Annotated in this window: 21 protein-coding genes and 1 riboswitch; of the genes, 13 read left to right on the top strand and 8 right to left on the bottom strand. The window is 72.0% G+C overall.

Annotated elements, in window-relative coordinates; genetic code table 11:
- Window positions 1–251 precede the first annotated feature (251 nt).
- Together fmt and OHU35_RS07595 are read left to right on the top strand one after the other, a co-directional pair.
- Window positions 252–1,184, top strand: coding sequence for a methionyl-tRNA formyltransferase (gene fmt / locus OHU35_RS07600; protein WP_189726684.1), 933 nt, complete (start codon window positions 252–254; stop codon window positions 1,182–1,184).
- Between the two features lie 64 nt (window positions 1,185–1,248).
- Window positions 1,249–2,676 (top strand): RsmB/NOP family class I SAM-dependent RNA methyltransferase, encoded by a 1,428-nt coding sequence (locus OHU35_RS07595; protein ID WP_189726418.1) that lies wholly within the window; start codon window positions 1,249–1,251, stop codon window positions 2,674–2,676.
- On the opposite strand, the gene OHU35_RS07590 is transcribed toward OHU35_RS07595, so the two are convergent.
- Window positions 2,657–4,804, bottom strand: a complete 2,148-nt coding sequence (locus OHU35_RS07590; RefSeq protein ID WP_405505064.1) for an MMPL family transporter — start codon at window positions 4,802–4,804, stop codon at window positions 2,657–2,659. The two genes, OHU35_RS07595 and OHU35_RS07590, sit on opposite strands and share 20 nt — an antisense overlap.
- Before the next feature lie 140 nt (window positions 4,805–4,944).
- Between OHU35_RS07590 and rpe the strand changes: the two genes are divergently transcribed.
- The 7 genes from rpe (at window position 4,945) to OHU35_RS07555 (ending at window position 12,302) form a co-directional block, all read left to right on the top strand.
- Window positions 4,945–5,631, top strand: a complete 687-nt coding sequence (rpe, locus tag OHU35_RS07585; protein ID WP_405505063.1) for a ribulose-phosphate 3-epimerase — start codon at window positions 4,945–4,947, stop codon at window positions 5,629–5,631.
- 78 nt (window positions 5,632–5,709) lie between these two features.
- Entirely contained in the window at window positions 5,710–6,753 is a 1,044-nt protein-coding gene (locus OHU35_RS07580) for a sugar-binding transcriptional regulator (RefSeq protein WP_189726415.1), read from the top strand.
- A 3-nt stretch (window positions 6,754–6,756) separates the two neighbouring features.
- Window positions 6,757–7,131: a barstar family protein gene (locus OHU35_RS07575; protein WP_267944056.1), complete on the top strand. Its 375-nt coding sequence runs from the start codon at window positions 6,757–6,759 to the stop codon at window positions 7,129–7,131.
- 108 nt (window positions 7,132–7,239) lie between these two features.
- Window positions 7,240–8,682 (top strand): GuaB1 family IMP dehydrogenase-related protein, encoded by a 1,443-nt coding sequence (locus OHU35_RS07570; protein ID WP_405505062.1) that lies wholly within the window; start codon window positions 7,240–7,242, stop codon window positions 8,680–8,682.
- A gap of 419 nt (window positions 8,683–9,101) precedes the next feature.
- On the top strand, window positions 9,102–10,568 hold the full coding sequence (locus OHU35_RS07565; RefSeq protein WP_189726413.1) for an amino acid permease: 1,467 nt from the start codon (window positions 9,102–9,104) through the stop codon (window positions 10,566–10,568).
- A 10-nt stretch (window positions 10,569–10,578) separates the two neighbouring features.
- On the top strand, window positions 10,579–11,031 hold the full coding sequence (locus OHU35_RS07560; RefSeq protein WP_003988931.1) for an Lrp/AsnC family transcriptional regulator: 453 nt from the start codon (window positions 10,579–10,581) through the stop codon (window positions 11,029–11,031).
- Window positions 11,032–11,156: 125 nt separating this feature from the next.
- Window positions 11,157–12,302 carry an MFS transporter gene (locus OHU35_RS07555; RefSeq protein WP_189726682.1) on the top strand — a complete coding sequence of 382 codons (1,146 nt, stop codon included), beginning with the start codon at window positions 11,157–11,159 and terminating at the stop codon, window positions 12,300–12,302.
- Here OHU35_RS07555 and OHU35_RS07550 read toward each other — a convergent pair.
- On the bottom strand, window positions 12,277–12,819 hold the full coding sequence (locus tag OHU35_RS07550; protein ID WP_405505061.1) for a Repetin: 543 nt from the start codon (window positions 12,817–12,819) through the stop codon (window positions 12,277–12,279). The two genes, OHU35_RS07555 and OHU35_RS07550, sit on opposite strands and share 26 nt — an antisense overlap.
- 309 nt (window positions 12,820–13,128) lie before the next feature.
- Here OHU35_RS07550 and OHU35_RS07545 point away from each other — a divergent pair, with 309 nt between their 5' ends.
- Complete coding sequence (locus tag OHU35_RS07545) at window positions 13,129–13,917, top strand: carbon-nitrogen hydrolase family protein (protein WP_189726411.1); 789 nt, start codon at window positions 13,129–13,131, stop codon at window positions 13,915–13,917.
- 44 nt (window positions 13,918–13,961) lie between these two features.
- Window positions 13,962–15,674 carry a flavin monoamine oxidase family protein gene (locus OHU35_RS07540; protein ID WP_405505060.1) on the top strand — a complete coding sequence of 571 codons (1,713 nt, stop codon included), beginning with the start codon at window positions 13,962–13,964 and terminating at the stop codon, window positions 15,672–15,674.
- Here OHU35_RS07540 and OHU35_RS07535 read toward each other — a convergent pair.
- Window positions 15,635–16,576, bottom strand: a complete 942-nt coding sequence (locus OHU35_RS07535; RefSeq protein WP_405505059.1) for a hypothetical protein — start codon at window positions 16,574–16,576, stop codon at window positions 15,635–15,637. The two genes, OHU35_RS07540 and OHU35_RS07535, sit on opposite strands and share 40 nt — an antisense overlap.
- Window positions 16,577–16,649: 73 nt before the next feature.
- Window positions 16,650–17,348: a DUF5995 family protein gene (locus OHU35_RS07530; protein ID WP_405505058.1), complete on the bottom strand. Its 699-nt coding sequence runs from the start codon at window positions 17,346–17,348 to the stop codon at window positions 16,650–16,652.
- Between the two features lie 103 nt (window positions 17,349–17,451).
- Between OHU35_RS07530 and OHU35_RS07525 the strand changes: the two genes are divergently transcribed.
- Window positions 17,452–18,654, top strand: coding sequence for a glycoside hydrolase family 6 protein (locus OHU35_RS07525; RefSeq protein WP_405505057.1), 1,203 nt, complete (start codon window positions 17,452–17,454; stop codon window positions 18,652–18,654).
- A 4-nt stretch (window positions 18,655–18,658) separates the two neighbouring features.
- On the opposite strand, the gene OHU35_RS07520 is transcribed toward OHU35_RS07525, so the two are convergent.
- Both OHU35_RS07520 and OHU35_RS07515 read right to left on the bottom strand, forming a co-directional pair.
- A complete protein-coding gene (locus tag OHU35_RS07520; protein WP_405505056.1) occupies window positions 18,659–20,038 on the bottom strand; it encodes a uracil-xanthine permease family protein in 1,380 nt (459 codons plus the stop codon).
- A gap of 119 nt (window positions 20,039–20,157) precedes the next feature.
- Entirely contained in the window at window positions 20,158–21,366 is a 1,209-nt protein-coding gene (locus OHU35_RS07515) for an MFS transporter (protein WP_189726395.1), read from the bottom strand.
- A 133-nt stretch (window positions 21,367–21,499) separates the two neighbouring features.
- Here OHU35_RS07515 and OHU35_RS07510 point away from each other — a divergent pair, with 133 nt between their 5' ends.
- Window positions 21,500–22,768 carry an ROK family transcriptional regulator gene (locus tag OHU35_RS07510; RefSeq protein ID WP_189726394.1) on the top strand — a complete coding sequence of 423 codons (1,269 nt, stop codon included), beginning with the start codon at window positions 21,500–21,502 and terminating at the stop codon, window positions 22,766–22,768.
- Window positions 22,769–22,784: 16 nt separating this feature from the next.
- On the opposite strand, the gene OHU35_RS07505 is transcribed toward OHU35_RS07510, so the two are convergent.
- Window positions 22,785–23,561, bottom strand: coding sequence for an SDR family oxidoreductase (locus tag OHU35_RS07505; protein ID WP_189726393.1), 777 nt, complete (start codon window positions 23,559–23,561; stop codon window positions 22,785–22,787).
- A gap of 124 nt (window positions 23,562–23,685) precedes the next feature.
- The gene (locus tag OHU35_RS07500) at window positions 23,686–24,606 is read right to left on the bottom strand and encodes an RNA polymerase sigma-70 factor (RefSeq protein WP_189726392.1); all 921 of its coding nucleotides are present in this window, start codon (window positions 24,604–24,606) and stop codon (window positions 23,686–23,688) included.
- A gap of 254 nt (window positions 24,607–24,860) precedes the next feature.
- Window positions 24,861–24,991, top strand: a riboswitch (FMN riboswitch).
- Window positions 24,992–25,006: the final 15 nt, after the last annotated feature.

Raw genomic sequence — 25,006 nt, 5'->3', positions numbered from 1 at the left:
CCAACGCGGATTCGCTCCGCGGGTCACGGTGTGGGGGCGTGGGGGCATATGCGTGCGCCTGTGCGCCGGGGGAGTGCGCCTCGGCCTGCGGTCTCGGATCGTCTCCCACCCGCGCACCACCCGTAACTCTCGGCCGCGCGGCCCGACGCCCCTGTGGGGGTGGATCGCCGTCGGCGGCTTTCCCGGTTGTCGGCCCATAGACTTGTGCGCTGCCCGTCATGAGTCCCCGCCCGAGAGGCCCCCACCACCCCATGAAGCTCGTCTTCGCCGGTACACCCGAGGTCGCCGTTCCCGCTCTGGACGCTCTTCTCGCCTCCGGGCGGCACGAGGTGGCCGCTGTCGTCACGCGGCCCGACGCGCCGGCTGGGCGCGGGCGCAGGCTGGTCGCGTCGCCCGTCGCCGAGCGGGCGGAGGAGGCCGGGATCGAGGTGCTGAAGCCCGCGAAGCCGAAGGACCCCGAGTTCCTGGAGCGGCTGCGGGAGATCGCGCCGGACTGCTGTCCCGTCGTCGCGTACGGGGCGCTGCTGCCGCGTGTCGCCCTCGACGTGCCCTCCCACGGCTGGGTCAACCTGCACTTCTCCCTGCTGCCGGCCTGGCGCGGGGCCGCACCCGTGCAGCACGCCATCATGGCCGGCGACGAGATCACCGGGGCCTCCACGTTCCTGATCGAGGAGGGGCTCGACTCCGGGCCGGTGTACGGGACGGTGACCGAGGAGATCCGGGCCACCGACACCAGCGGGGACCTGCTGACGCGGCTCGCCTTCGCCGGTGCCGGGCTGCTCGCGGCGACCATGGACGGCATCGAGGACGGCACGCTGAAGGCCGTACCGCAGCCGGCCGACGGCATCAGCCAGGCCCCGAAGGTCAACGTCGAGGACGCCCACCTCGACTGGGGCGCTCCCGCGCTGCGCGTCGACCGGATGGTGCGGGGCTGCACCCCGGCTCCCGGCGCCTGGACCACGTTCCGCGGTGAGCGGCTCAAGCTCATCCAGGTCGCCCCCGTGCCCGACCGGGCGGACCTCGCTCCCGGGCAGATCTCCGCCGGGAAGAACAACGTGTACGTCGGCACCGGTTCGTACGGTGTCGAGCTGCTGTGGGTGCAGGCTCAGGGCAAGAAGCCGATGAGGGCGGCGGACTGGGCGCGCGGCGTGCGGATCAGCGAGGGGGAGCGGCTCGGGGGCTGATGCCCCGGCTCCGGCGGCGTAGGCTGGACGGCGCACTTCTTCTCACACCCGGAGCACCTTTTTCGTGAGCGAACAGCCCCGTCGGCCCCGCCCGTCCGGCAAGCCCTACCGTCGGCCCAAGAAGGACCCCGTCCGCATCCTCGCCTTCGAGGCGCTGAGGGCCGTGGACGAGCGGGACGCCTATGCCAACCTCGTCCTGCCGCCGTTGTTGCGCAAAGCGCGGGAGAACGAGGGACCCGAGAAGTTCGACGCGCGGGACGCGGCGCTCGCCACCGAGCTGGTGTACGGGACGCTGCGGTGGCAAGGGACGTACGACGCGGTCATCGCGACCTGCGTGGACCGGCCGCTCGGGGACGTCGACCCGCCGGTGCTGGACGTGCTGAGCCTCGGTGCGCACCAGTTGCTCGGGACGCGGATCCCGACCCACGCGGCCGTGTCCGCCACCGTCGAACTGGCGCGCGTCGTGCTCGGCGACGGGCGGGCCAAGTTCGTCAACGCCGTGCTGCGGAAGATCGCGCAGGACGATCTGGACGGCTGGCTCGAGCGGGTCGCGCCGCCCTACGACGAGGATCCCGAGGACAACCTCGCCGTCGTGCACTCGCATCCGCGATGGGTCGTGTCCGCGCTGTGGGACTCCCTCGGCGGCGGGCGCGCCGGTATCGAGGAGTTGCTGCGCGCCGACAACGAGCGGCCCGAGGTGACCCTGGTGGCGCGGCCCGGGCGGGCCACCGCCGAGGAACTGCTCGGTGAGGACGCCGCCGTGCCGGGGCGCTGGTCGCCGTATGCCGTGCGGCTGACCGAGGGCGGCGAGCCGGGCGCCATCGAGGCCGTACGGGACGGGCGCGCGGGCGTGCAGGACGAGGGCAGCCAGCTCGTGGCGATCGCCCTCGCCAACGCGCCGTTGGACGGGCCCGACCGGCGGTGGCTGGACGGGTGCGCCGGGCCCGGCGGCAAGGCCGCGCTGCTCGGCGCCCTCGCCGCCGAACGGGGTGCGCTGCTGCTCGCCTCCGAGAAGCAGCCGCACCGGGCCGGGCTCGTGGCCAACGCGCTGGACGGCAATCCCGGGCCCTATCAGGTGATCGCCGCGGACGGGACCCGTCCGGCATGGCGGCCCGGCAGCTTCGACCGGGTCCTGGTCGATGTGCCGTGCACCGGTCTCGGCGCCCTGCGGCGCCGCCCCGAGGCACGCTGGCGGCGCCGGCCCGACGACCTGGAGGGGTTCGCGCCGTTGCAGCGCGGGCTGCTGCGCACCGCCCTGGAGTCGGTGCGGGTCGGCGGTGTCGTGGGCTACGCGACGTGCTCGCCGCACCTCGCCGAGACCCGGGCCGTGGTCGCCGATGTGCTCAAGCAGATCCCGGACACCGAACTCGTCGACGCGCGGCCGCTGCTGCCCGGCGTACCGGAGCTGGGCGACGGGCCCGACGTACAGCTGTGGCCGCATCTGCACGGGACCGACGCCATGTACCTGGCACTCATTCGTCGGACCGGCTGACCCCCGCTCCGACGCTCTCCCGGTTCGCCGCACCGCCGTCCTCCCCGGCCAGCCGGTGCGGCCACCACACCTTCGGTCCCACGTCCAGGAACAGCGACGTCACCAGGACCGAGCGCACGATGAACGTGTCGATGAGGACACCGAGGGCGACCGCGAAGCCGATCTCTGCGAAGGCGACCATCGGGAGGGTGCCGAGGGCGGCGAACGTGCCGGCCAGCACCAGGCCCGCCGAGGTGATGACCGCGCCGGTGGCGGCGAGCCCCGTGATCACGCCCTGTCTGGTGCCCTGGCGGGCCGCCTCCTCGCGGATGCGCGTGGTGAGGAAGATGTTGTAGTCGATGCCCAGGGCGACCAGGAAGACGAAGACGAACAGCGGGAAGTCCGTCGCCTCGCCCGCGTAGTCGAAGATGTACCGGAAGGCCAGCGCGCTGAGGCCCAGCGCCGCCGCGAACGACAGGATCACCGTCCCGACCAGCAGCAGCGGGGCGATCAGCGACCGTAGCAGCGCGCACAGGATCAGCAGGACGACGGCCAGGACCAGCGGGATGATCACGATGTTGTCGCGGGTCGTCGCCCTGTCCATGTCGATGAGCCCGGCCGTGCCGCCGCCCACCTGGGCGTCCGCGTCCGGCACCGCGTGCACGGCGTCCCGCACCCTTTCGACGGTCTGCTTGGCCGCCTCGCTGTCCGCTGGATCGGCCAGGGTCGCCTCGAACAGCACCTTGCCCTCGTACACGGGCTTCGTGCCCGGGGGCAGGCCGAGCGAGGTCGGCACGACGCCCTCGGTCCCGGCGACCGCGCGGCCCACCTGCCGGGCCTGCGCATGGTCGGAGACGATGACGAGCGGGTTGCCGCTGCCGGCGGGGAAGTACTGCTCGGAGACCTCCTGGCCGACGATCGAGTCCGGCTTGCCCGTGAAGGCGTCCGCGTTGCTGATGCCCTCCGCGCGCAGCTGGATGAGACCGAGTGAACAGATCGCGAGGACGAGAGCCGTCACCGCCCAGACCGTGCGCGGACGGCGGGCGATACCGAGGCCGGTGCGGGCCCAGATGCCGCGCCCGGTGGGGTCGGCCGAGCCGAAGTGCGGGATCACCGGCCAGAAGATCCAGCGGCCGAAGACCACCAGCAGGGCCGGGAACAGGGTCATCATCGCCAGGAGGGCGACCGCCACGCCGATCGCGGCGACCGGGCCCAGGCCGCTGGTGGAGTTCATCTCCGCGACCAGCAGCACCAGCATGCTCAGCACGACCGTCCCGCCGGAGGCGAGCACGGCGGGGCCCGCCCGGTGCAGGGCGACCGCCATCGCCTCGTGCCGGTCCTCGTGGCGGCGCAGTTCCTCCCGGTAGCGCGCCACGAGTAGCAGCGCGTAGTCCGTCCCCGCGCCGAACACGAGCACCGTGAGGATGCCGGCGCTCTGCCCGTTGACCGTCAGGTCGGCGTGTTCCGCGAGGAAGTAGATCAGCGCCTGTGCGGTGAACAGCGCGGCGATCACGGCGAGCAGCGGGACCAGCAGGAGGGTGGGACTCCGGTAGGTGATCAGCAGCATGACGATGACGACGCCCATGGCCGACACCAGCAACGTCGAGTCGATACCCTCGAAGGCCTTGGAGAAGTCCGCCGACGTGCCGCCCGGCCCGGTGATGTGCACGGCGAGGCCGCCGTGGCTGTCGCCGGTGATGTCCCGCATGGAGTCGACCGCGGGTGCGATCTGCTCCCAGCCCTTCTCGTCCATCGTGATCGGTACGAGGATCTCCGCCGCCCGGGGATCGGCCGGCCGGTCGTAGACGGGCCCCCGGGTCTCCGCGCCCCGGATGCCGTGGTCGCGCAGCTGCCTCAGCCGCGCCGCGTCCTCGGTGATCTGCGCGCGGTCCTGTGCGGTGAGGCCGCTGTCCCGGGCGTAGACGACGACCGCGGGGATCTGCTCGGGACGGAAGTCCTTCGACAGCTCCAGGACCTGGGTGGACTCGGCGGACCCCGGCAGCCAGGACGCCGCGTCGTTGTCCTGGGCATCGGTGAGCTTCATCGCGAACGGCGCCGTCACGAACAGCACGACCAGCCACAACACCAACACCAACCACTTGGCCCGCCGCCCGCAGACCAGATGCCCGATGCCCTGCTTCCCGGTCATGGAGTCTCCCTCGGCGAATGGGCCCCGTAAGGGGCGCGGGGAACTGCGCGAGCGACCCCGTACAACCCGCGGCCGAACTCATGAGCCGGCCATTCGGGACCCCCACCGCCCAAGCCCAGCGCAGCGCATAGGCTTAGGCCATGGCCGCGCAGATCAACCCCAGCATCCTGTCCGCCGACTTCGCTCGCCTCGCGGACGAGGCGAAGGCGGTGGACGGAGCCGACTGGCTCCACGTCGACGTCATGGACAACCATTTCGTCCCGAACCTCACGCTCGGGGTGCCGGTCGTAGAGTCACTCGCCCGTGCGACGGACACTCCGCTGGACTGCCATCTGATGATCGAGGCGCCCGATCGGTGGGCGCCCCAGTACGTGGAAGCGGGGGCCGGTTCCGTCACCTTCCATGTCGAGGCGGCCGCCGCTCCGGTCCGGCTCGCGCGGGAGATCCGCGCCAAGGGCGCCCGCGCCTCCATGGCGCTGAAGCCCGCGACCCCCATCGAGCCGTACGAGGACCTGCTCCCCGAGCTCGACATGCTGCTGATCATGACGGTCGAACCGGGCTTCGGGGGACAGGCCTTTCTCGACATCATGCTTCCGAAGATTCGCCGCACCCGCGAGTTGATCAGCAAGCACGGTCTGGAGCTCTGGCTCCAGGTCGACGGCGGAGTTTCGGCTTCCACCATCGAGCGCTGCGCCGACGCCGGAGCCGACGTCTTCGTGGCCGGATCGGCGGTCTACGGGGCAAAAGACCCGGCCGAGGCGGTACGTGCACTACGCACGCAGGCTGAGGCGACGACGGCCAAGGCATCCTGGGCCTGCGACCACTGAGCCACAGCTAAGTGAACGGCTCCGATCAGGGCTGATCAAGTGCGCCGGATCTGCAAGGATGAACGGCGAATCCAGAGTGTGAACAGCAGTGAGGAGATCGCCGTGTCGGGTATGTCGGCGGGCCGGTCAGCCATGCGGATGGGACCCGCTGAGCTGGTGCAGGCGGCGGCCATGGCCCGCCGCTTCTACCTCGAGGGAAAGTCCAAGATCCAGATCGCGGAGGAGTTCGGCGTCAGCCGCTTCAAGGTGGCCCGGGTCCTGGAGACCGCCCTCGAACGGGATCTCGTGCGCATCGAGATCCGTGTGCCGGCCGAGCTGGACGCGGAGCGCTCGGACGCGCTCCGCGCCCGCTACGGCCTCAGGCACGCTGTCGTGGTCGAGTCCCCGGCCGAGGCCGAGGAGACACCGGACCCCGAGAACCTGGGAGAAGTGGCCGCCGACCTGCTCGGCGAACTGGTCAACGAAGGTGATGTGCTGGGACTGGCCTGGGGCCGTTCCACGATCCACATGGCGGCGGCGCTCGACCGGCTGCCGCCGTGCACGGTGGTGCAGCTGACGGGCGTGTACGACGCCGGGACCGCCGAGCGCGGCTCGGTCGAGGCCGTACGCCGCGCCGCCCAGGTGTCCGGGGGTGACGCCCACCCCATCTACGCGCCGATGCTGCTGCCCGACGCGGCCACGGCCATGGCACTGCGCAACCAGACGGGGATCGCCCGGGCCTTCGAGCACTTCGACAAGGTCACCGTCGCCTGTGTCTCCATCGGCTCCTGGGAGCCGGGCATCTCCACGGTGCACGACATGCTCAGTGACGAGGAGCGCGCGCACTACGCCTCCCTCGGCGTCGCCGCCGAGATGTCCGCGCACCTCTTCGACGCCGAGGGCCGCCGGGTCGGCCGGGACCTGGGCGAGCGGTGCATCACGGTCAAGACCCACCAGCTCCGCCGCGTCCCCGAGGTCGTCGCCATCGCGGGCGGGCAGCGCAAGGGGCCCGCGATCGACGCGGTGCTGCGGTCCGGGCTGGTCACCAGCCTGGTCACGGACACGTCGGCAGCGGACTACCTGATGACGGCGGGCCCGACGCCGAAGTCCGCGCTCAACAGGACCGACCCGGACGGAGCCTGACGGATGGTGAGGGAGTCGCACCAGGTGCCGGACGACCCGGCGGGCCGGATCGTGGTCGTTCTGGACCTCGACGGCGTCACGGACAAGGCGGGCCTCATGGACCGCTGCGCCCGTGACCTGGCCCTGCCCGACTGGTTCGGCCGCAACTGGGACGCCCTCGCCGACTGCCTGGCCGACCCCGCCCTCTGGCCCGAGGGGTCCGAGGAGCGGGGGCTGCTGGTCGTCGTGCGGGGCTGGCGGACGTACGCCCGGACGCGGCCCGAGGAGTGGCAGGTCGCGGAGGAGATCTTCGCCGAGGCGACGGACCGGGGCCCGGGTCTCTTCGTGACCCTCGGGCTTGGAGCATCCTCCGAGAGGCCCCCTGACCAGCCTGGATGATCTGCTCAGGGACGTCCGGGCCCGCGTCGTGGGAGAATGAAGTACGTGCTCTTTCCCCCGGACCGTCCGGTTCGGGGGTCACCTCTGATCGACTGGGATGTGCAGCACGTGCGTTTCCTCAATGACGTCCAGCCCGGGTACGACCTGACGTACGACGACGTCTTCATGGTGCCGAGCCGCTCCGCGGTCGGCTCGCGGCAGGGCGTCGACCTCAGCTCCCCGGACGGCACGGGCACCACCATCCCGCTCGTCGTCGCCAACATGACCGCCATCGCCGGCCGCCGCATGGCCGAGACCGTGGCCCGCCGCGGTGGCCTCGTCGTCATACCGCAGGACATTCCGATCGACGTGGTCACCGACGTGGTCTCCTGGGTGAAGAGCCGCCACCTGGTCCTGGACACCCCGATCATGCTGGCCCCGCACCAGACCGTCGCGGACGCGCTGGCGCTGCTGCCCAAGCGCGCGCACAACGCCGGGGTCGTCGTCGACGAGAACCACCGGCCGGTCGGCGTGGTCACCGACTCCGACCTGTCCGGCGTGGACCGCTTCACGCAGCTGACCGAGGTCATGTCCCGGGACCTGCTGCTCATCGACGCGGACATGGACCCGGGCGAGGCCTTCAACACCCTCGACCACGCCAACCGCCGCTACGCCCCCGCCGTCCACAAGGACGGCACGCTCGCCGGCATCCTCACCCGCAAGGGCGCCCTGCGCGCCACGCTCTACAAGCCGGCCACCGACGCGCAGGGGCGGCTGCGTATCGCCGCCGCCGTCGGCATCAACGGCGACGTCGCGGGCAAGGCCCAGCAGCTGCTGGACGCGGGTGTCGACGCGCTCGTCATCGACACCGCGCACGGCCACCAGGAGTCGATGATCAGCGCCCTGAAGCTGGTGCGCGACCTCGACCCGCAGGTGCCGATCGCCGCAGGCAACGTGGTGGCCGCCGCGGGCGTGCGCGACCTGATCGAGGCGGGCGCGGACATCGTCAAGGTCGGTGTCGGACCCGGCGCCATGTGCACCACCCGCATGATGACCGGTGTCGGCCGGCCGCAGTTCTCCGCCGTCCTGGAGTGCGCCGCCGAGGCGAAGAAGTACGGCAAGCACGTGTGGGCCGACGGCGGCGTCCGCCACCCTCGCGACGTGGCGATGGCGCTCGCGGCCGGTGCGTCCAACGTGATGGTCGGCTCCTGGTTCGCGGGCACCTACGAGTCCCCGGGCGACCTCCAGCACGACGCGCAGGGTCGGGCGTACAAGGAGTCCTTCGGCATGGCGTCCGCGCGTGCCGTGCGCAACCGCACCTCCGAGGAGTCGGCGTACGACCGCGCCCGCAAGGCGCTGTTCGAGGAGGGCATCTCCACCTCCCGCATGTTCCTCGACCCGGACCGCCCGGGCGTCGAGGACCTGATCGACTCGGTCATCGCGGGCGTCCGCTCCTCCTGCACCTACGCCGGCGCCGGCTCCCTGGAGGAGTTCGCCGAGAAGGCCATCGTCGGCATCCAGAGCGCCGCCGGCTACGCCGAGGGCAAGCCCCTGCACGCCAGCTGGAGCTGACACGCCGACGCCCCTTCGTACGGCCCCCGGTGTCCCGCCCTGCGGGACACCGGGGGCCGTTTCGGCAGGCGTGGGCCCTACCGTCGGTGCGTGGAGATCGCCGCCCGCCCGGTGATCAACGCTCTGATCGACGGCGTCCCGCATGACCGGGCCGACCCCTCGCGCGGTTCGCGTCAGGGCCCTCTGACGGCCCGTCACGCAACGGTCGACAGCCGTCCCGCAACGAACACCCACCGAGCCCCGAGGAACGCAACGATCTTGCGGGCATGCGCAAGGTTGCTGCATTTCACCAGCAACGCCGATCCTCGTAGGCTGTCGCCTCGTACGTGGCGTGGCAGGGACCCCGCTCGGTGGGTCTCTGCTCCAGAGGTGCCGCCGGTCCCTGCCGCCCTGACCGGCAGCGATAAGGAGCCCAGCACGTGCTCGACCAAGGCGCACCCCCGCACGGCAGTAGTCAGACCACCCCGCCCGCCCCGGGCGTCGGTGCGCGCCTCATGCGTCGCAAGCCGGTGGAAGGCCTGGTCGCGGAGGGCGGCCAGGGTGAGGGAGGGTCGCTGCGGCGCTCCCTCGGCCTGTGGCAGCTCACCATGATCAGCATCGGTGCCACCCTCGGCACCGGCATCTTCGTCGTCCTCGGCGAGGCCGTCCCCAAGGCGGGCCCGGCCGTCACGCTCTCCTTCGTCATCGCCGGCCTCACCGCCCTGTTCTCGGCCCTGTCGTACGCCGAGCTCGCGGGCACCATCCCGGTCGCCGGGTCCTCGTACTCGTATGCGTACGCAACGATGGGCGAGCTGATCGCCTGGATCTGCGGCTGGTGCCTGGTCCTGGAGTACGGCGTGTCCGTCGCCGCCGTCGCGGTCGGCTGGGGCGAGTACCTCAACGAACTGCTCGACGGGACCATAGGCGTCACCATCCCGGCCGCCCTGTCCGCCCCGCCCGGCGACGGCGGCGTGTTCAACCTGCCCGCGCTGATCGTCGTCCTGCTCGCGATGGCGTTCCTGCTGGGCGGTGCCAAGGAGTCCGCCCGCGCCAACACCGTCATGGTCATCGTGAAGATCGCCGCGCTGGTGATGTTCTGCGCCATCGGCGTCCAGGGCTTCCGCTCCGGCAACTACGAGAACTTCATGCCGCTGGGCATGGCGGGTGTCAGCGCCGCCGGGGCGACGCTGTTCTTCTCCTACATCGGCTTCGACGCCGCCTCCACCGCCGGCGAGGAGGCGAAGAACGCGCAGCGCGACCTGCCCCGCGCGATCATGCTGTCGCTGGTCATCGTCACGGCGCTGTACGTCCTCGTCGCCGCCGTGGCGGTCGGCGCCAAGCCCTGGAAGAACTTCACCGACTCCGAGGCCGCTCTCGCCCAGATCATGCGCGAGGTCACCGGGCAGACCTTCTGGGGCACGCTGCTGGCGTTCTGCGCGGTCATCGCCATCGCGAGCGTGGTCCTGACCGTGCTGTACGGCCAGACCCGCATCCTCTTCGCCATGTCCCGCGACGGGCTGGTGCCGAAGGTCTTCTCCAGGGTCCACCCGAAGACCAAGACCCCCCGCGCCAACACCCTGATCGTGTCGCTGTTCTGCGGTGTGCTGGCCGCCGCGATCCCGCTGGGGCAGCTCGCCGACGCCACCAGCATCGGCACCCTGTTCGCCTTCGCGCTCGTCAACGTGGCCGTCGTGGTGCTGCGCCGGACCCGCCCGGACATGCCCCGCACCTTCCGGGTGCCGCTCTCCCCGGTCATGCCGGCGCTGGGCTTCGGCTTCTGTCTGTGGATGATGGGCAGCCTGTCGGCCGTGACCTGGGTGGTCTTCGGTGTCTGGATGGCCGCCGGGCTCGTGTTCTACTTCGGGTACGGCTATCGCCGGTCCCGACTCGCACCATCCGAAAAGTGATCAACCCACTGTGCTGAACGATCTCGACGAACGCATCGTGCACGCCCTCGCCGAGGACGCCCGCCGCTCCTACGCCGACATCGGCCAGATCGTCGGCCTGTCCGCACCCGCCGTGAAACGGCGCGTGGACCGGCTGCGGGCCACCGGAGCCATCACCGGATTCACCGTCCGGGTGGACCCGGGCGCCCTCGGCTGGGAGACCGAGGGGTTCGTCGAGATCTACTGCCGCGGGAACACCTCCCCGGAGACCATCCAGCGGGGCCTGGAGCGCTATCAGGAGGTCGTGGCCGCGTCCACCGTCACCGGGGACGCGGACGCGATCGCCCAGGTCTTCGCCTCCGACATGCGGCACTTCGAACGGGTCCTGGAGCGGATCGCCGGGGAGCCGTTCGTCGAGCGGACCAAGTCCGTGCTCGTGCTGTCGCCGCTGCTGCGGCGCTTCTCGTCGGGATCGCCCACGTAATTCAGCGGCGTGATCCGCCCGACCGGCCTACCATCGGTGTCATGACCTGGCGACATTGATCCACAGCCGAGCCTTCAGAGGACCGCCCCGGCCGCCGTACGCGCCACCGCTCCGGTGTCCGCCGGCTGACCAGGACGCTGTACGGCTACGCGTTCCTCGAGGACTTCGTCCTGCTCTATCCGGTGTACGCGCTGCTGTTCCGCGACACCGGCCTGTCGGTCTGGCAGATCTCCTCCCTGTTCGCCCTGTGGTCGGTCACCGGCGTGCTGCTGGAGATCCCCTCCGGCGCCTGGGCCGACGCCGTCTCCCGCCGGTCGCTGCTGTGGCTCGGCCCGCTGCTCACCGCCGCCGGCTTCGCCCTGTGGACGCTCCTCCCGTCGTACGGCGCCTTCGCCCTGGGCTTCGTGCTGTGGGGCGCGGGCGGAGCCCTCGCCTCCGGCGCGTGCGAGGCACTGGTCTACGACGAACTGGAGCGGCTCGGCGCGGCCGGCCGGTACGCCCGTGTCATGGGCCGGGCCCGTGCGGCCGGCCTGGTGGCCGTCATGGCGGCGACCGGACTGGCCGGACCGGTGTTCGCCTGGGGCGGCCACACCGCCGTCGGCGCCGCCAGCGTGCTGGTGTGCCTGCTGGCGGCGGCGACGGCGACCCGGCTCCCGGAACACCGGACCCCGGCGGCCGGGCAGGACAGCTGGACCGCGACCCTGAGGGCCGGGCTCGCCGAGGCCCGCGCCGACCGGTCCGTACGAGGAGCGCTCCTGCTGGTCCCGGCCGTCACCGCCGTGTGGGGCGCCCTCGACGAGTACACGCCGCTGCTGGTCCGGGACACCGGTGTCTCCGACGCGCTGGTGCCCTACCTCCTGCTGCTGATCTGGGCGGGCGCCACAGCCGGAGGACTGCTGGCCGGGGCGGGCGAACGCCTCGGCACGAAGGGCCTCGCGGCGCTGCTCGCGGGCGCGGCACTCGCCCTGGCCGTGGGCGCCGGTGCCGGCACCCCGGCCGGAATCGCCCTCGTGGCACTCGCCTTCGGCGGCTTCCAGGCGGCGAGCGTGCTGGCCGACGCCCGGCTCCAGCAGCGCATCGACGACTCCGGCCGGGCCACCCTCACCTCGGTGGCCGGGCTGGGCACGGAGCTGGCCACCGTCGCCGTGTACGTCGGCTACGGGGCGCTCGGCACGGCCACCGGACACGGCACGGCCTTCGTGTGGTTCGCCGTGCCGTACCTGGTGACCGCGCTGCTGCCGGCTGCTAGAGGTCGGGCTGCCAGGGGGTGACCGAGAAGTCGCCGGTGCCCTTCTTGACCTTCTCGAAGGGCGCCGAGCCCACGCACTTGGGCAGGTCCTTCGTGTCGACCGGGGTGCCCGTCGAGGCCCAGCTGTAGCCCAGCCGGTCGCGGTGACCGAGGTCGTGCACGGTGATCCCGACCCGCTTGCCCTTCGCGCCGGGCAGGTCGGAGGAGGTGATGACACCGGAGACGACGGCCACCTTGCCGCCGGTGAGCAGGCAGTCCACCTTCGCCTTCGCCCGGGCGCCCTCGCCGTTCAGATAGTGGCTCCACTCGAAGGTGCCGGTGGCCTTCGTCGGGTCGGCCTTGTCCTTCGCGGCCAGGTGCGCGTCGAAGGAGAAGGTGATGTCGTCCCCGGCCGAGCGGTACAGCTTGGCCTCGCCGGTGAGCGCGGCCGCCTCACGCTTGCTCTCGTCGGGGGCGGAGGCTCCGGCGGAGCCTGCCGCGGCGGCGAGGGTGAGCAGCAGCGCGGAGCCGAGTAAGGCGGTCTTCGTACGGCGGTTCATGGCGGTCCTTTCCGCAGGTGACGCACGTCAACTGGACGCTCACCACTGTCCCGGCGCGGCGCCCGCGCCACATCGCTCCGGGGACGTGACCCCGCCTCCGCCGCCCGGCGGGGGAGCACATCACCGGTCTGCGCCCACGGGAGGACCGGACGTACGACCGCGGGGCCCGCAACGAATCGCCGCCGAGCCCTCGAGGGACGCAATGATCAGCTCACCGGCGCGCAATGGCTGCTCCTTGTCCGGCCGAGCCCGCCGACCGTACCGTCTATCAGGCCCCCAAAAACCCCCGCGTACCGGTGAGGAACACGCATGCGCACCGCCCTGCTCCAGAGCTCCGGCCGCCCCGGCTCCACCGTCGAGAACCTCAAGGTCCTCGACGAGGCCGCGGGCCGGGCCGCCGCCGCGGGCGCCGGGCTGCTCGTCACGGCGGAGATGTTCCTGACCGGGTACGCGATCGGCGATGACATCGGCCGCCTCGCCGAATCCGCCGACGGAGACTGCGCGGACGCCATCGCCGAGATCGCGACCGGCCACGGCCTGGCGATCGCCTACGGCTACCCCGAGCGCGCGGGCGACGCCGTCTTCAACTCCGCCCAGTTGATCTCCGCCGACGGCACCCGTCTCGCGAACTACCGCAAGACCCACCTCTTCGGCTGCTTCGAGCGCGACCACTTCACACCGGGGGACCAGCCGGTCGTCCAGGCGGAGATCGACGGTCTGCGCGTCGGGATCCTGATCTGCTACGACGTGGAATTCCCGGAGAACGTCCGCGCCCACGCCCTCGCCGGCACCGACCTGCTGCTCGTCCCGACGGCCCAGATGCACCCGTTCCAGTTCGTCGCCGAGTCGATGATCCCGGTGCGTGCCTTCGAGAACCAGATGTACGTCGCGTACGTCAACCGGGTCGGCCGGGAAGGCGAGTTCGAGTTCGTGGGGCTGTCCACGCTCGCCGGGCCCGACGGGATCGCCCGCACCCGGGCCGGACGGGGCGAGGAGCTGGTCCTCGCCGATGCCGACCGGGCCTTCCTCGCCGCGTCCCGCGAGGCCAACCCGTATCTGCTGGACCGGCGCCCGGGCCTGTACGGGTCGCTCGCCTGATCCCCTCACACCTGTTTGTTTCTTCTGCAAGGAGTCCGCACCCCATGACGTCCACCGTGCCCAACGCCGTCGAGCACGCAGACGCGCAGCAGCCGCCGATCACCATGTTCGGCCCGGACTTCCCGTACGCCTACGACGACTTCCTCGCCCACCCGGCGGGTCTCGGGCAGATACCCGCGACCGAGCACGGCACGGAGGTCGCGGTCATCGGCGGCGGCCTGTCCGGCATCGTCGCCGCGTACGAGCTGATGAAGATGGGCCTCAAGCCGGTCGTGTACGAGGCGGACCAGATCGGCGGCCGGCTGCGGACGGTGGGCTTCGACGGGTGCGACGAGTCCCTCACCGCCGAGATGGGCGCGATGCGCTTCCCGCCGTCCTCCACGGCGCTCCAGCACTACATCGACCTGGTCGGTCTGCAGACGCAGGCCTTCCCCAACCCCCTCGCGGAGGCGACCCCGTCGACCGTCGTCGACCTCAAGGGCGAGTCGCACTACGCCGAGACGGTCGCCGACCTGCCCCAGGTCTACCGGGACGTCGCCGAGGCCTGGAACAGGTGCCTGGAGGAGGGCGCCGACTTCTCCGACATGAACCGGGCCCTGCGCGAGCGGGACGTCCCGCGCATCCGCGAGATCTGGTCCCGGCTCGTCGAGAAGCTCGACAACCAGACCTTCTACGGCTTCCTCTGCGACTCCGAGGCGTTCAAGTCCTTCCGGCACCGCGAGATCTTCGGCCAGGTCGGCTTCGGCACGGGCGGCTGGGACACCGACTTCCCCAACTCCATCCTGGAGATCCTGCGCGTCGTCTACACCGAGGCCGACGACCACCACCGCGGCATCGTCGGCGGCTCCCAGCAGCTGCCGCTGCGTCTCTGGGAGCGTGAGCCGGAGAAGATCGTCCACTGGACCTACGGGACCTCGCTCGCGAGCCTGCACGAGGGCGGCGAGCCTCGCCCGGCGGTGACCCGGCTGGACCGCACGGCCGGCAACCGCATCACGGTGACCGACGCGCACGGCGACATCCGCACCTACCGGACGGCGATCTTCACCGCCCAGTCCTGGATGCTGCTGTCGAAGATCGCCTGTGACGACTCGCTCTTCCCGATCGACCACTGGACCGCGATCGAGCGCACCCACTACATGGAGAGCTCCAAGCTCTTCGTGCCCGTGGACCGGCCTTTCTGGCTCGACAAGGCCGTCGACGACAGGGGAAATCCGACCGGCCGGGACGTCATGTCGATGACGCTCACCGACCGTATGACGCGCGGGACGTACCTGCTCGACGACGGCCCGGACAAGCCCGCCGTCATCTGCCTCTCCTACACCTGGTGCGACGACAGCCTGAAGTGGCTGCCGCTGTCCGCGAACGAGCGGATGGAGGTCATGCTGAAGTCACTCGGCGAGATCTATCCCAAGGTCGACATCCGCAAGCACATCATCGGCAACCCGGTGACCGTCTCCTGGGAGAACGAGCCCTATTTCATGGGCGCGTTCAAGGCCAACCTGCCCGGCCACTACCGCTACCAGCGGCGTCTGTTCACGCACTTCATGCAGGAGGAGCTGCCCGAGGACAAGCGCGGCATCTTCCTCGCCGGCGACGACATCTCCTGGACGGCCGGCTGGGCCGAGGGAGCCGTCCAGACCGCCCTCAACGCGGTCTGGGGCGTCATGCACCACTTCGGCGGCACGACCGACCCGACCAACCCGGGGCCCGGCGACGTCTATGACGAGATCGCGCCGGTGGAACTCCCGGAGGACTGACGGGCTCTGCGAGCGGCTCGACCGAGGCGTGAGCGCACCCGCCGCACCCGCCGCACCCGCCGCACCGGTCGTGGCCGCGGGCGCCGGCCGACGTCCGGTACGGGATCGGCGGTGCCGGCGTCGTCGTCCGGCCCACCGGCCGGAAGTCTGCGGCGGATCACCATGGCGATCACGGCGGCGATGGCGCTCACGGACACGGCGAGTCCGCCCAGACCGGTGATCGCCTCGGTCACCTGCCGCCACAGGTCCCTGGCCCGGGAGAGCCAGCCGTCGTCCGCCGGCGGCGCCACCGCTTCCACGCTCCAGACCAGGGGCGGCTTCTCCACCAGCACCGTGTCGGTGTCGCGGAGGTAGGAGGTCATGGTGAGCGCGACGCTGAACGTCCCCGCACGCTCGGCCTGCACTTCCCACAGCCAGACAGCGACGTCCCTGCGGCTCAGGACACTCTGCCGTTCCGACGACAGTGGCGTGCACCGCACACCGGCACCGGAGCAATGCAGCTTCACCCCCATCTGTGTACCCGCGCTGGCGACCGCCTGGGACTCGCCGGGGCCGGACGCGACCCGGGCGCCCGGAATCTCGACCCGGAACCGGCGCGGCGGCGCATCCGCCACGAGCCCCAGAGCTCGCGGGTTCGTGTGGAGGACCGTGACGTCGAAGAGGCGGCGACGCTCCCGCTCGATCTCCTCGGCGTAGGAGAACCGGCCGGTCGGGGGTGCCGGTCCCATCGCGGCACCACCGGGCCGGTCCTCCTCCTCGCTTCGCGTGACGAACCCGACGAAGCTTCCCCAGACCAGGGCGAGCAAGAGCCCGAGCGCCACCCAGGAAACGCCGCCCAGGGCATCGAGGACCAAGAGCACCGAACTGCGCCGGCGAGTCGCCCACGCGCGTAATCCGACCATGCGCGCACAGCGTAGTGAACGATCCTGTCACCAGGCCTACGACCGAAGTCGCCGCCAGGGCAGCCGAGTTGGATCATCTCTGCAACGGCGTGAGCAGCATGCGCCCCGCGAGGCCCGCAGCCGCGTCCAGGTGCTCGGTGAACTCCTCTGCCACGTCGGGGAGTTCGCGCAGCACCCACAGGGCCCGGGCCGCGGTCCAGGCGGCGTCCCGGGCGCGGTCCAGGCTCCAGGAGCCGAGCAGGTGGGTCAGCGGGTCGGCGATCTGGAGGAGGTCGGGGCCCGGCATCAGATCTTCGCGGATGCGCTCCTCCAGCGAGACGAGGAGATCGCCCACCGCGTCGAACTCGTCCTCCAGGTCGGCGGGTGCGCAGCCGAGCGTACGGCAGGTGTCCACGACGGCCAGCGCGAGATCGTGCCCGATGTGCGCGTTGATGCCCGCGAGGGCGAACTGCAACGGCCGTACCCAGGGATGGCGGCGGAACTGGAACAGCGGCCGCCAGCAGGCGGGTGGGCGCCGCTCTCCGGCCGCCGCCGCGACGGCCTCCAGGTACCGCTCCGCGAACCGTACGTCCAGCGTGATCGCGGCGTGCGGGTCCGCGAACCGGCCGGTGTCGACGTACCGGTCCACCACCTCCGTCACGGCGAGGTAGACGCGGTTGAAGACCGCCACCCCGTCCCGGGGGTGCAGGGCCGCGTCGAGGGCGCGCATCCGGGAGATGACTCCGTCGACCGGAGTGTCCACGGCTGGGGGGACTTGTTCGCATCGCGGCATGCGGGCAGAGTCCCAGCTCTAGGCTGGCGGCAGTACCGGCTGGCCCGGCGCTTCCCCGAAACGGGGGAACGCCGCCCGCCGCAGGGGGAGGGGGAGCAGCACCGTGTCAGGCTTACGTGCCCAGCGCCTGGCCGCCCGCAGGGCCGAGCGCAGGCGCGCCGCCCGGCGCGGCGCGATGGTCGTGGCGGCCTCCGTCGTGGTCGCGGCCGGCGCGGTCGCCGGAGTGCTCTCCGCGGTCGACGACCGGCGGTCCTCGGACGAGGCCCGGCCCCCCGAGGTGTCCGCCTCGCCCCGCTTCGCGCCCCTGCCCGCGGTGCCGTCGCTGTCCCCGTCGGTCTCCCTCTCCGCCTCGCCCACACCGTCTTCGACTAAGAGCGCCGTGCCCGCGGCTTCACCCCCGAGGACGGAGACCGAGAAGCAGAAGCCGGCCCGTGCCGTGACCGGCCGGCTCTACCGCCACCCCGACTCCCAGGTGCTCGACTGGATCCGGGCCCACGACGGCGACCCGCGCCGCGCGGTCATCGCGTCCCGCATCGCCGACCGGCCGGCCGCCGTCTGGTTCGCCGACTACGCCCCGGACACGCTCACCGCCCGGGTCGCCGCGGTGACGTCCGGCGGCGCGGCACAGGGCCGGGTGCCCGTCGTCGTGCCGTACGCGATACCCGGCCGGGACTGCGGCGGCCACTCCCAGGGCGGAGCACCCGACCTGGACGCGTACGACGCCTGGATCGACCGTTTCGCGGCCGGGCTGGGCTCCGGCGAGGTCATCGTCGTCCTGGAGCCGGACTCGGTCGCCCAGACCGAGTGCCTCTCCGCCGGTGCACGCGCGGACCGCTTCGCCTCGCTGGCCCGGGCCGGCCGCGTCCTGAAGGCCGCCAACCCCCGGGCACGCGTGTACTTCGACGCGGGGCACTCGGGCTGGAACGCGCCCGGCAAGCAGGCGGCCTGGCTGCGGCAGGCCGGTGCCGCCTCGCCCGGGTCCTCCGACGGGATCTTCAGCAACGTCTCCAACTTCCACACCACGGCCGACGAGGTCGTCTACGACCGGCGGGTCCTCGAGGCCCTCGGCGGCCCGGCGAGCCTGGGCGCGGTCATCGACACCAGCCGCAACGGCAACGGCGCCCCGGCCGACGGGGAGTGGTGCGACCCGTCGGGCCGCAAGCTCGGCCGGACACCGACCCTCGGCACCGGCGAGGCCCGGATCGACGCCTACCTGTGGGTGAAGCTGCCCGGGGAGTCGGACGGCTGCAAGGGCAGGCCGGGGACGTTCACGGCGTCGTACGCCTACGACCTGGCCTCGCCCTAGGACGCTACGACTTGGCGTCGTCGTAGGACGAGGTGCCCTCGTCCAGCAGCGGATGCTGCGTCTTCAGATGGGCCGGGGCGAAGGCCCGCAGGGCGTGGTAGCCGGTGATGACGACGATCGTGCCGAGCGCGATGCCGCTCAGCGAGAACGTGTCCGTGAACTTCATGGAGACGTTGCCGACGCCGATGATGATGCCCGCCGCCGCCGGGACCAGGTTCAGCGGATTGCGCAGATCCACCCAGGCGTTGAGCCAGATCTGGGCGCCGAGCAGGCCGATCATGCCGTACAGGATGACGGTGATGCCGCCGAGCACCCCGCCCGGGATCGCCGCGACGACCGCGCCGAACTTCGGGCAGACGCCGAACAGCAGGGCGAAGCCGGCGGCGGCCCAGTAGGCGGCCGTCGAGTAGACGCGGGTCGCGGCCATCACGCCGATGTTCTCGGAGTACGTGGTGTTGGGCGGGCCGCCGACCGCGGTGGACAGCATCGAGCCGACGCCGTCGGCCGAGATCGCCGTGCCGAGCTTGTCGTCCAGCGAGTCGCCGGTCATCTCGCCGACCGCCTTCACATGCCCGGCGTTCTCCGCGACCAGCGCGATGACGACCGGCAGGGCGACCAGGATCGCCGACCATTCGAAGGACGGGCCGTGCAGCGTCGGCAGCCCGATCCAGTCGGCCTTGTCCACGCCCGAGAGGTCGAGCCGCCAGTGGTCGGTGAGCCTGCCGCTCGCGTCCACCGAGTGGATCTTGCCGAAGACCAGGTCGGACACCCAGGAGACGCCGTATCCGAAGACCAGCCCCAGGAAGATCGCGATCCGGGACCAGAAGCCGCGCAGACAGACGACCGCCAGACCGGTGAACAGCATCGTCAGCAGGGCCGTCCACTGGTCCTGCGGCCAGTACGTCGAGGCCGTCACCGGTGCCAGGTTGAAGCCGATCAGCATCACCACGGCGCCGGTCACGATCGGCGGCATCGTGGCGTGGATGATCCGCGCCCCGAACCGCCGCACGGCGAGCCCCACCAGGAACAGCGCGGCGCCGACGACGAAGACCGCGCCGGTGACGGTGGCGCTGCTGCCGCCCTGCGCGCGGATGACCGCCGCCACCCCCACGAAGGACAGCGAGCAGCCCAGGTAACTGGGGACGCGGCCGCGCGTGGCCAGCAGGAACACGACGGTCGCGACGCCCGACATCATGATCGCGAGGTTGGGGTCCAGGCCCATCAGGACCGGAGCCACGAAGGACGCGCCGAACATGGCCACCACGTGCTGGGCGCCGAGCCCGGCCGTGCGGGGCCACGAGAGCCGCTCGTCGGGGCGGACCACCGCGCCGGGCGCCGGGGTGCGTCCGTCGCCGTGCAGTTTCCAGCGGACGCCGAGATCCATGGTGCGGTATCGCTTTCGTCGTGCGTGCGAGTATCCGGACCATTGTCCGGGTGTGCCGGCGGTGCTGGTGACCGGGGCTGATCAGGGCGTCCGCGATTGCACCCGGGCCGGGTGTCCGCTCAGGGCCGCGGTTCGGGAACCGCCGCCGCCTCCGGCCGGCTGATCTTCGCCCGGTCGCCCGGGCGCAGCACCCGCGCGAACGCCACCAGGCCGCAGGACAGCAGCGTCACCAGGCAGAACGACACCATCAGGCTGGTCGCCTGGGCCAGCATGCCGATCGCGCTCGGCGCGATCAGGCCCGAGGTGTACGTGATGGTCGCGACGCCCGCGATGGCCAGGCTCGGGTTGGAGCCGCTGCGGCCCGCCGCCGCGAAGCACAGCGGTACGACGACCGCGATGCCCAGGCCCATGAGCGCGAACCCGCTCATGGCCACCGCCGGACGGTCCGCGACGACGATCAGCAGACCGCCGAGAACGGCGAGCACACCGCTGACCCGTACGGTCCGTACGGCACCGAAGCGGTCCACGATCCTGTCGCCGGCGAACCGGGCGACGGCCATGGTGAGCGTGAAGCCCGTCGTGCACGCCGCCGCGAGACCGGCCGAGGTCTCCAGCTGCTCGCGCAGATAGACAGCCGACCAGTCCAGGCTCGCGCCCTCGGCGAACACCGCGCAGAACCCGATCGCGCCGATGAGCAGCGCCGACCGGGGCGGTAGCGCGAACCTCGGGGGCGGCTCCTCGTCCTCGGCGGGCTGGAGATCGAGCACCCACTGGCAGGACAGCACGCCGATGACGGTGAGGACCACCGCGGCCAGTACGTGGTGCAGCCGGGCGTCCGAACCGAGGTGCGCTGCGAGCGTGCCGGCCGCCGAGCCGATCAGGGCACCCGCGCTCCACATGCCGTGCAGCCCGGACATGATCGACCGGCCGAGACGGTTCTCGACCTCGACACCCAGCGCGTTCATCGCCACGTCCGCCATGCCCGCCGTCGCGCCGTACGTGAACAGGGCCAGGCAGAGCGTGAGCAGGTTCGGGGCGAGGGACGGCAGGACCAGCGCGAGCGTCCACAGGGCGATCAGTCCGCGCAGCGCGTTGCGGGCTCCGTACCGGTGGCTGACGCTGCCGGCGAGCGGCATCGCGACGGACGCGCCGAGCGCGGGGAAGGCGAGCGCGATCCCCAACTGCCCGGCGCTCACGCCCGCGTGATCCTGGATCCAGGGCACGCGGGTGGCGAACGAGCCGGTCACGGCGCCGTGCACGGCGAAGACCGCGGCCACGGCGTACCGGGACCGTTTCACCTCGCGCAGTTCGTCGACCACGTTGCCCATTCTGCGGTCCCCCTCCAGGTCTCTGCCGCGCTCACGTCATGCGGGCGTAAACTATCAGGAACCCTGCCTGATAATAAGAGGGTTTCCCGGCGGGCCACGGCCGACGGACTCGCCGATCTGGAAGGATCCCGGCATGCCCGCATCCCCGAGCACCGCCCGGGCCATCAACGACCGGCTCGCCCTGCGTCTGCTCCAGCAGGAGGGCCCGCTGACGGCAGGGCAGTTGAAGCAGCTGACCGGTCTGTCCCGGCCGACCGTCGCCGACCTCGTCGAACGCCTCACCGCCGCGGGTCTGATCACGGTCGTCGGGGAGGCGGGGGAGCAGCGGCGCGGGCCCAACGCCAAGGTGCACGGCATCGTCGCCGACCGGGCGCACCTCGCCGCGCTGGACATCCGCACCGAGGGTGTCTCCGTGGCCGTCGCCGACCTGGTGGGCCGGGTCCTGGCCGAGGCCTCGGTGCCCATCACGGGTGACATGGGAACGGGGCCCGCCGTGGATCAGGCGGTCGCGCTGGTCGAGCGCGTGGTGAAGGAGGCCGGCGCCGACCGGCCGCACACCGTCGGCATCGGGGCGCCCGGCCTGATCGACCCGGCCAGCGGCGAACTCCGTGACTCCTCCGGGCTGCCGGAATGGCACCGGCGCCTGGTCGCGGCCCTCCAGGAGCGGCTGCCCGAGGCACGGGTGAGCGTAGAGAACGAGACCAACCTCGCGGCGCTGGCCGAGCAGCGCGACGGCGCCGCCCGGGACCGGGACACGTTCGTCCTGCTGTGGCTGGGACACGGCACGGGCGCGGCCGTGGTCCTCGACGGCGCGCTGCGCCGCGGTGCCTCCGGCGGCACCGGCGAAATCGGCTTCCTCCCGGTCCCGGGCACGAGCACGCTGCCGTCCGCGACGGACTGCGAGGGCGGCTTCCACGGCCTGGCCGCGTCGACCGCGGTCGTGGACCTGGCGGCGGAGTACGGGGTGCCGGCGGAGCCGGGGCGGGAGCCGTCGGCGGTGGGGGTTGTACGGGCGGCGGTGGGTGTGGTGCGGGCCGCGGTGGGCCAGGTCGAGGGGGCCCGGTCCGCCGGCGGGGACGAGGTGTCCCCGCCCGCGACTGCCGGCCCCGCCGCCCGGTTCCTCGACGCCCTCGCCGATCGTCTCGCCGTCGGAGTCGCCTCGGTGGTGGCGATTCTGGATCCCGGGTGCGTGGTGCTCGGGGGTGAGGTCGGACAGGCCGGTGGCGAGGAGCTCGCCGGCCGGGTGCAGGACCGTATCGCCCGGATGACGCCGCTGCCCACGGAGGTACGGACGACCACCCTGGGCGGTGGCGCCGTCCTGCGCGGCGCCCTCCTCACGGCCCGTGACCGCGCTCAAGAGGAACTCTTCACCCCCGGGAACCGGCCCATCCGGCGCTGGTAGGGCGCCCGGGCCCCCGCTACGCCCGGGACCGCCCGCTCCCCGTCCGCACCTGCCCGCCCCCGAACCGCCCCACCAGATACTCCTCGAACGTGCCCGTGCCGACCGCCCGCCGCGGCGTCAGATGACCCCCGCTCCGGAAGCCCCGGTACGCCGCTCCCCACAGCGGTACGTTCACCACCGCACGACGCCGGCCGGACGCCTTCAGATAGGCGCGAGCCAGCGACTCGAACGTCCGTACCTCCGGCCCGCCCATGTCCTCGACCCGCCCCGCCGGCGCACCCGCCGCCAGCTCGACCAGCCGGTCCGCGACCTCGGCCACCTCGACGGGCTGGTCCCGGACACCGGCCGGCAGGACCAGGACCGGCAGCTTCGACAGCCCCTGCAGCGCCATGACCAGCAGGTCGTGGAACTGCGTCGCCCGCAGCACCGTCCAGCCGAGCCCCGACTCCTCGACCAGCCGCTCCACGGCGAGCTTGCTCTTGTAGTAGCGGAACGGCACCCGGTCGACGCCCACGATCGAGATGTAGACGAGGTGCCGCACCCCGGCCCCGCGCGCCGCCCTGATCAGGTTCGCCGCCGCCTGCTCATCACCCTTCTGCGCCGACGCGCAGTGCACGATCGTGTCCACACCGGCGACGGCCGCGTCCAGCGCGCCCCCGCCCTCCATCAGGTCGACCGCGTACGGCTGGGCGTGCCGGCTGAGCACCCGCACCTCGTGCCCGTCCGCGCGCAGCCGCTCGGCGACGAGCCGGCCGAGTGTTCCGGTGCCGCCGGTCACCAGGATCGTGGTCATGCCGTTCAGTCCCTTCGAAGGCCCGGGCGTTCCGGCTGGAGCGCCCTTCGTCAGCTGAGACCGAACAGCCCCTGCCGAATGTGACAGCCACACCCGGCAATCCCACGACCGCGCCCGACGCGCCCTACGACCGGGCGAGCTGACGCCGTGCGAACCCCAGCTTCTCCGGATTGACCACGGCCCGCACCCCGGTGACCAGCCCGTCGCGCACCTCGAACGCCGCCAGCCCGACGAGCGTGTCGCCCGCCCAGGTCGCCAGCCCTGTCGCGCCGTTGACCTCGACCGGCACGAAGTCCAGACCCGCCGAGAACTTCGGGCCCCCGCCCGCCAGGAACTGGGCGATCCTGGGACCGCCCTCGATGGGCCACCGGGCCGCGGTGACCTTGCCGCCACCGTCGCTCCACCACGTGGCATCGGCCGCGAGCAGCTTCTCCAGCCCGGCCAGGTCGCCGTCACGGGCCGCCGTGATGAACGACGCGACCAGTTCCTCCTGCTGCTCGGACGCGGGCTCGAAACGTGCCTGCGGCTCGTCCACCCGCCGCACGGCCCGCCGGTACACCTGACGGCAGTTCGCCTCGCTCAGATCCAGGACCCCGGCGATCTCCCGATGCCCGTACCCGAACGCCTCCCGCAGCACGTACACCGCCCGTTCGGTCGGGGTGAGCCGCTCCAGCAGCACCAGCATCGCCATCGACACGGCGTCCCGCTGCTCGGCCGACTCCTGGGGGCACCACCCACGTCCTTCAGGCAGTGGGGGAGGACCGAGCACGCCCTCACCGGTGACCACCGGCTCCGGCAGCCAGGTCCCGACGTACCGCTCGCGCCGGGCGCGCGCGGACGTCAGCCGGTTCAGGCAGAGGTTCGTGACGACCTTGGCGAGCCAGGCCGCCGGATGCTCGATCCCCACCCGGTCGGCGCCGCTGTAGCGCAGATACGCGTCCTGGACCGCGTCCTCGGCCTCCTCGGCGGAGCCCAGCAGCCGGTAGGCGAGCGAGAACAGCCGGGGCCGGTGGACCTCGAACTCGTCGGCGATCGTCGTGGTCATGGGGCTCACCCTGCCAGAACGCCGTCCGCGTGGCGTGGGAAGGCCCGGCGACGGGCAAGGGCCGTCGTCACCGCCGCCGGGCCGGTCCGCGGGGTGGCGCCAACCCTGGAGCCGACCCTAGAAAGGACTAGACCACACCGTCAATAGGTGCGTACCAATCTCGGTGAGCGCGGCGACACGGTCTGTGAGGCAGCCCACACCCTTCGCCTCTTTGAACGTCGATCAGGCGTGGCACACTGGCCGTGTACCAGTAGCAGCGCACTCCGGGGTCGGTGAAAGTCCGAACCGGCGGTTACAGTCCGCGACCCGGTCGCCTCCAGCGATCGGTTGACCAGGTGAAATTCCTGGACCGACGGTTAAAGTCCGGATGGGAGGCAGTGCGCGGCGGGCAGGCATACGT

It is taken from the genome of Streptomyces purpurascens (assembly GCF_045040895.1).
In the GTDB taxonomy this organism is placed as follows: Bacteria; Actinomycetota; Actinomycetes; order Streptomycetales; family Streptomycetaceae; genus Streptomyces; species Streptomyces purpurascens.
The sequence above is the reverse complement of the archived record's forward strand: the minus strand, read 5'-3'. Positions and strand labels throughout refer to the sequence as shown.

Bases quoted from the DNA above. Each gene is read 5' to 3' on its own strand.
- OHU35_RS07575 (WP_267944056.1), top strand. From the start codon at position 6,757: ATGGTGAGGGAGTCGCACCAGGTGCCGGACGACCCGGCGGGCCGGATC.
- OHU35_RS07545 (WP_189726411.1), top strand. From the start codon at position 13,129: ATGCGCACCGCCCTGCTCCAGAGCTCCGGCCGCCCCGGCTCCACCGTC.
- fmt (WP_189726684.1), top strand. From the start codon at position 252: ATGAAGCTCGTCTTCGCCGGTACACCCGAGGTCGCCGTTCCCGCTCTG.
- rpe (WP_405505063.1), top strand. From the start codon at position 4,945: ATGGCCGCGCAGATCAACCCCAGCATCCTGTCCGCCGACTTCGCTCGC.
- OHU35_RS07530 (WP_405505058.1), bottom strand. From the start codon at position 17,348: ATGCCGCGATGCGAACAAGTCCCCCCAGCCGTGGACACTCCGGTCGAC.
- OHU35_RS07515 (WP_189726395.1), bottom strand. From the start codon at position 21,366: ATGGGCAACGTGGTCGACGAACTGCGCGAGGTGAAACGGTCCCGGTAC.
- OHU35_RS07535 (WP_405505059.1), bottom strand. From the start codon at position 16,576: ATGGTCGGATTACGCGCGTGGGCGACTCGCCGGCGCAGTTCGGTGCTC.
- OHU35_RS07540 (WP_405505060.1), top strand. From the start codon at position 13,962: ATGACGTCCACCGTGCCCAACGCCGTCGAGCACGCAGACGCGCAGCAG.
- OHU35_RS07510 (WP_189726394.1), top strand. From the start codon at position 21,500: ATGCCCGCATCCCCGAGCACCGCCCGGGCCATCAACGACCGGCTCGCC.
- OHU35_RS07500 (WP_189726392.1), bottom strand. From the start codon at position 24,606: ATGACCACGACGATCGCCGACGAGTTCGAGGTCCACCGGCCCCGGCTG.
- OHU35_RS07505 (WP_189726393.1), bottom strand. From the start codon at position 23,561: ATGACCACGATCCTGGTGACCGGCGGCACCGGAACACTCGGCCGGCTC.
- OHU35_RS07590 (WP_405505064.1), bottom strand. From the start codon at position 4,804: ATGACCGGGAAGCAGGGCATCGGGCATCTGGTCTGCGGGCGGCGGGCC.
- OHU35_RS07520 (WP_405505056.1), bottom strand. From the start codon at position 20,038: ATGGATCTCGGCGTCCGCTGGAAACTGCACGGCGACGGACGCACCCCG.
- OHU35_RS07550 (WP_405505061.1), bottom strand. From the start codon at position 12,819: ATGAACCGCCGTACGAAGACCGCCTTACTCGGCTCCGCGCTGCTGCTC.